This window comes from Bacteroides fluxus YIT 12057 (assembly GCF_000195635.1).
GTDB lineage: Bacteria > Bacteroidota > Bacteroidia > Bacteroidales > Bacteroidaceae > Bacteroides > Bacteroides fluxus.
In genome coordinates, this window is record NZ_GL882659.1 from 1 (window position 1) to 4,449 (window position 4,449).

General features: G+C 45.3%; 2 protein-coding genes. One reads left to right on the plus strand and one right to left on the minus strand.

The window, feature by feature from the left end:
• Positions 1–127 precede the first annotated feature (127 nt).
• A complete protein-coding gene (gene xyl3A, locus HMPREF9446_RS12060) occupies positions 128–2,716 on the plus strand; it encodes a xylan 1,4-beta-xylosidase (protein ID WP_039969375.1) in 2,589 nt (862 codons plus the stop codon).
• 20 nt (positions 2,717–2,736) lie between these two features.
• Here xyl3A and HMPREF9446_RS12065 read toward each other — a convergent pair.
• On the minus strand, positions 2,737–4,449 hold a 1,713-nt coding region (locus HMPREF9446_RS12065), incomplete at its 5' end, for an ATP-binding protein (RefSeq protein WP_009125947.1).

Sequence of the window (4,449 nt, forward strand, 5' to 3'; positions counted from 1 at the left end):
AAGTATGCACTAAATTAATTCCGCCAACAGGTTTTAATTAATTAATTTGTAGAAAACTGCAAGATTTTGTTTCTTTGGTGAACCTTTTCTTGCAGTTTTTTTAATCTGATATATTTCTGGAAATATGATGAAGCGAAAACTTATTTATCTGCTACCTCTCTTGATGTTATCAAGTTGTAGCCAGCCTACGTACAAGACAACTTCTTTGCCTCCTGAAGAACGGGCGGAACTTCTGTTGAAGGAACTTACATTGGAAGAGAAAGTATCTCTGATGATGGATGGTGCCAAACCGGTGGAGCGTTTGGGGATAAAACCATATAATTGGTGGAATGAGGCATTGCACGGGGTGGCCCGTGCCGGTTTGGCAACTGTATTTCCACAGCCGATAGGTATGGCTGCTTCCTTCTCGCCGGAAGCAGTATATGGTGTGTTTGATGCCGTGTCTGACGAGGCCCGTGCCAAGAACTCCTATTATGCTTCACAAGGAAGCTATGAGCGTTATCAGGGACTGACCATGTGGACGCCTACGGTCAATATTTATCGTGATCCCCGTTGGGGACGGGGGATTGAGACTTATGGCGAAGATCCCTATCTGACCAGCCGTATGGGAGTGGAAGTGGTAAAAGGGCTGCAAGGAGGCAATGATGGCAGATATGATAAACTGCATGCCTGTGCCAAGCATTTTGCCGTACATTCCGGGCCGGAGTGGAACCGTCATGAGTTCAATGCGGAGAACATCAAACCGCGTGATTTGTACGAAACGTATCTGCCTCCTTTTGAAGCGTTGGTCAAGGAAGGGAAGGTTAAAGAGGTGATGTGTGCCTATAACCGTTTTGAGGGGGATCCTTGTTGTGGAAGTAACCGTTTGCTGATGCAGATTCTGCGGGATGAATGGGGTTTTGACGGCATAGTGCTTTCTGATTGTGGTGCGATAGCTGATTTTTACAATGACCGTGGGCATAAAACACATCCTGATGCCGAATCCGCTTCGGCTGCCGCGGTACTAAGTGGAACCGACCTGGAGTGTGGATCGAGTTACAAGGCATTGGTGGAGGCCGTAAAACTGGGAAAAATTGAAGAAAAGGCAGTGGATGTAGCCGTGAAGCGTCTGTTAACTGCTCGTTTTGCATTGGGTGAGATGGATGAGCCGGACAAGGTTTCTTGGACGAAAATTCCTTTTTCAGTAGTCGCTTCTGCGAAACATGATTCGTTGGCATTGGATATTGCACGTAAATCCATGACGTTGCTGATGAATAAGAATGATATTCTGCCCTTGAAACAGGGGGGACTCACTGTTGCCGTCATGGGACCGAATGCCAATGATTCCGTTATGCAATGGGGAAATTACAACGGCATGCCGTCACATACCGTAACCATTTTGGAAGGGGTGCGTAAGGCATTGGGTGCTGATGATAAGCTGATTTATGAGCAAGGCTGCGGATGGGTGGATAGATCACTGATTCAAAGTGCTTTCAATCTTTGCAAGTCGGCAGATGGCCCGGGCTTTAGCGCACGTTATTGGAATAATGTGACTCGTGAAGGTGAACCGGTGACTACTGCGCAGGTTGCCACTCCTTTCCACTTTTGTACATCGGGGGCTACAGTCTTTGCTCCCGGGGTAAATCTGACTGATTTCTCGGCAACTTATAACAGTGTATTTACTCCTGAACAATCAGGTGAGGTCGTGTTTGAGGTTTATGCTTACGGTTCCGGCCGTTTGCGGATCAACGGGGAAGAAGTGAAGGGATTTTCCAACAAACATGGCGGAAGGAAGTCAACTTACAATTTAAGGGTGCAAGCCGGAAAGCCGTACAATATCGAACTTGATTTTGAATATCTCAGAAGTGATGCCCAACTGAATTTTGATCTAGGTTTCAGGAAAGAGGTCGATATAAAGAAATCGGTTGCGGTGGTGAAAGATGCTGATGTCGTGATTTTTGTTGGTGGTATTTCTCCAAGTCTTGAAGGTGAGGAAATGGGCGTTAATCTTCCCGGTTTCAAAAAGGGGGACCGTACGGATATAGAATTACCTGCTGTACAGAGAGAAATGATTGCGGCTTTGCATCGTTCCGGTAAGAAAGTGATATTTGTTAACTGTTCAGGTTCTCCCATCGGTCTGGAGCCTGAGACAAAGGAATGCGAGGCTATCTTGCAGGCATGGTATCCTGGTCAGGCAGGCGGAACGGCAGTTGCTGAGGTTTTGTTCGGTAAATATAATCCGGCGGGAAGACTGCCTGTTACATTCTACCGGAATGTGTCTCAGCTTCCTGATTTTGAAGATTATGATATGTCAGGAAGGACCTATCGGTATATGACGCAGGAACCGCTTTTCCCGTTCGGCTATGGATTGAGCTATACTGCATTTGAGTATGGACAAATGGTGTTGGACCAGAATAAAATCAATGCCGGACAGACTTTGGAACTGACGGTTCCTGTAACCAATGCCGGAAAGCGGGATGGGGAAGAAGTGGTTCAGGTGTATTTGAGAAAGCGTGATGATACGGATGGTCCTAATAAGACTTTACGTGCTTTCAAACGGGTAAATATTCCTGCAGGAAAGACTGTAAATGTTGATTTTGAGCTGAAAGACAAAGAGTTGGAATGGTGGGATACAGCAACCAATACAATGAGGGTCTGTGCCGGTGATTATGATATCATGGTAGGCGGCAGTTCGCAGACAGAGGATTTGTTGCTGTATTCTTTTACCATAGAGTAATGAATCCGTACTTGTAAGAATTAAGATGGACGGGGAGGCGTTGCTTCCCCGTTTTTCTTTTCTTTATTGTATTCGGAAGGGGATATCCCGAATTGTTTCTTGAAACATTTGCTGAAGTATTTAGGATCGTTGAACCCAGTCATGTAAGCTACTGTAGAGATATTGTATTCCCCGCTGTCCATTAATTGCTTGGCGCGCTTGATGCGCATATCCCGGATAAAATCTACAGGGGAAAGACCTATGATAGCCTTCAGTTTCTGATAGAAGACTGTCCGTCCCATACTCAGCTCTTGGGCAAACTCATCAACGGTAAATTCGGAGTTGTCCATCTGTTTTTCCATAACCTCCATAACTTGTTGCATGAATTGCTCGTCAAATGATACGATTTGCGGTTGTGACGGTGCAATTTCCAAATGGGGGGCCGGTGCATCTTTTTGTTTCCCGGACCATCGCTTCAGATATAGTTCCTGTAGCTGCTTGCGCTGATGAAGCAATGATTTGATACGTGTCTTCAGGTAAGTGGAGCTGAAAGGCTTGGTGATATAGTCGTCAATGCCTTGTTCCAGTCCGGAAATCCGGTCGTCCAAAGAAGATTTGGCAGAAAGCAGAACAATGGGGATGTGACAGATATCCCGGTTCTCCTTGATGGCTTTTACCATATCCAGTCCATCCATGACGGGCATCATGATATCACTGATGATGAAATCGGGCATGTATTGCAAGGCACGTTCCAAACCTTCCTGTCCGTTGGTGGCTTCTATTACGCGGTATGTCCCGGACAATATGTTGTGAAGGAAACTTCTTAATTCGGAGTTGTCTTCTACAACCAGCACGGAAACAACCTCTTCTTCTTTTTCCGTACGGTTGTTGGCGGTTGGAACCTCTTCTTCCTTGGTTGTTTCGTTGACCGTTACCGGTGAATCATTTAGGATGAATTCTGTATTCTCTTTTCCTTCATAGACTTTGGAATCCAATGGCAAGGTTATGATAAATTCACTGCCTTCTCCAGGCTGGCTGTTTACTTGTATGTTGCCTTGGTGTAATTCTATCAGTTCTTTGACCAATGAAAGGCCGATACCCGATGACGGCTGCAGAATATTATAACGTACCAGGGTTTCGAAGCGTTGGAATAAGGTCTGTTGCTTTTTAGGATCTATACCTATTCCTTCATCCTTTACGGAAACCGTAAGATTCTCGTTCTGGATAGCAGCCGACACAGTGATGGATTTGTGTTCCGGTGTGTATTTGAAGGCATTGGATATCAGATTGAATACAATCTTTTCAAATTTATCCTGGTCTATCCAGCAATAAATGGTTTCCGGGTTGGCTTGCAGATTGAAATCAATATGCTTTTCTTCCGCCATTAGCCGGAAGTTGTCCATAACCCGTTGCAGCAAAGCAATGATATCTGTCTTTTCAAGCAGCACTTTCATCTTTTGATTCTCTATTTTGCGGAAGTCGAGTATCTGATTTACCAGACGCAGCATGCGTTCCGTGTTTTTGTGTACCAAGGTCAGATGTTTGCGTGCGTTGGGAGAAAGGGGCTCATGTTCCAGTACTTCACTGACCGGGCTGGTGATAAGGGTCAGCGGGGTACGCAGTTCATGTGAAATATCGGTAAAGAATCTCAGTTTGATGTTGGAAAGCTGATGTTCAAGATTGATCTGGTGGTGCAGTCTGTATATGTAGATGATGATATACCTAAAATCCGCAACTATCATCCAATACACGAT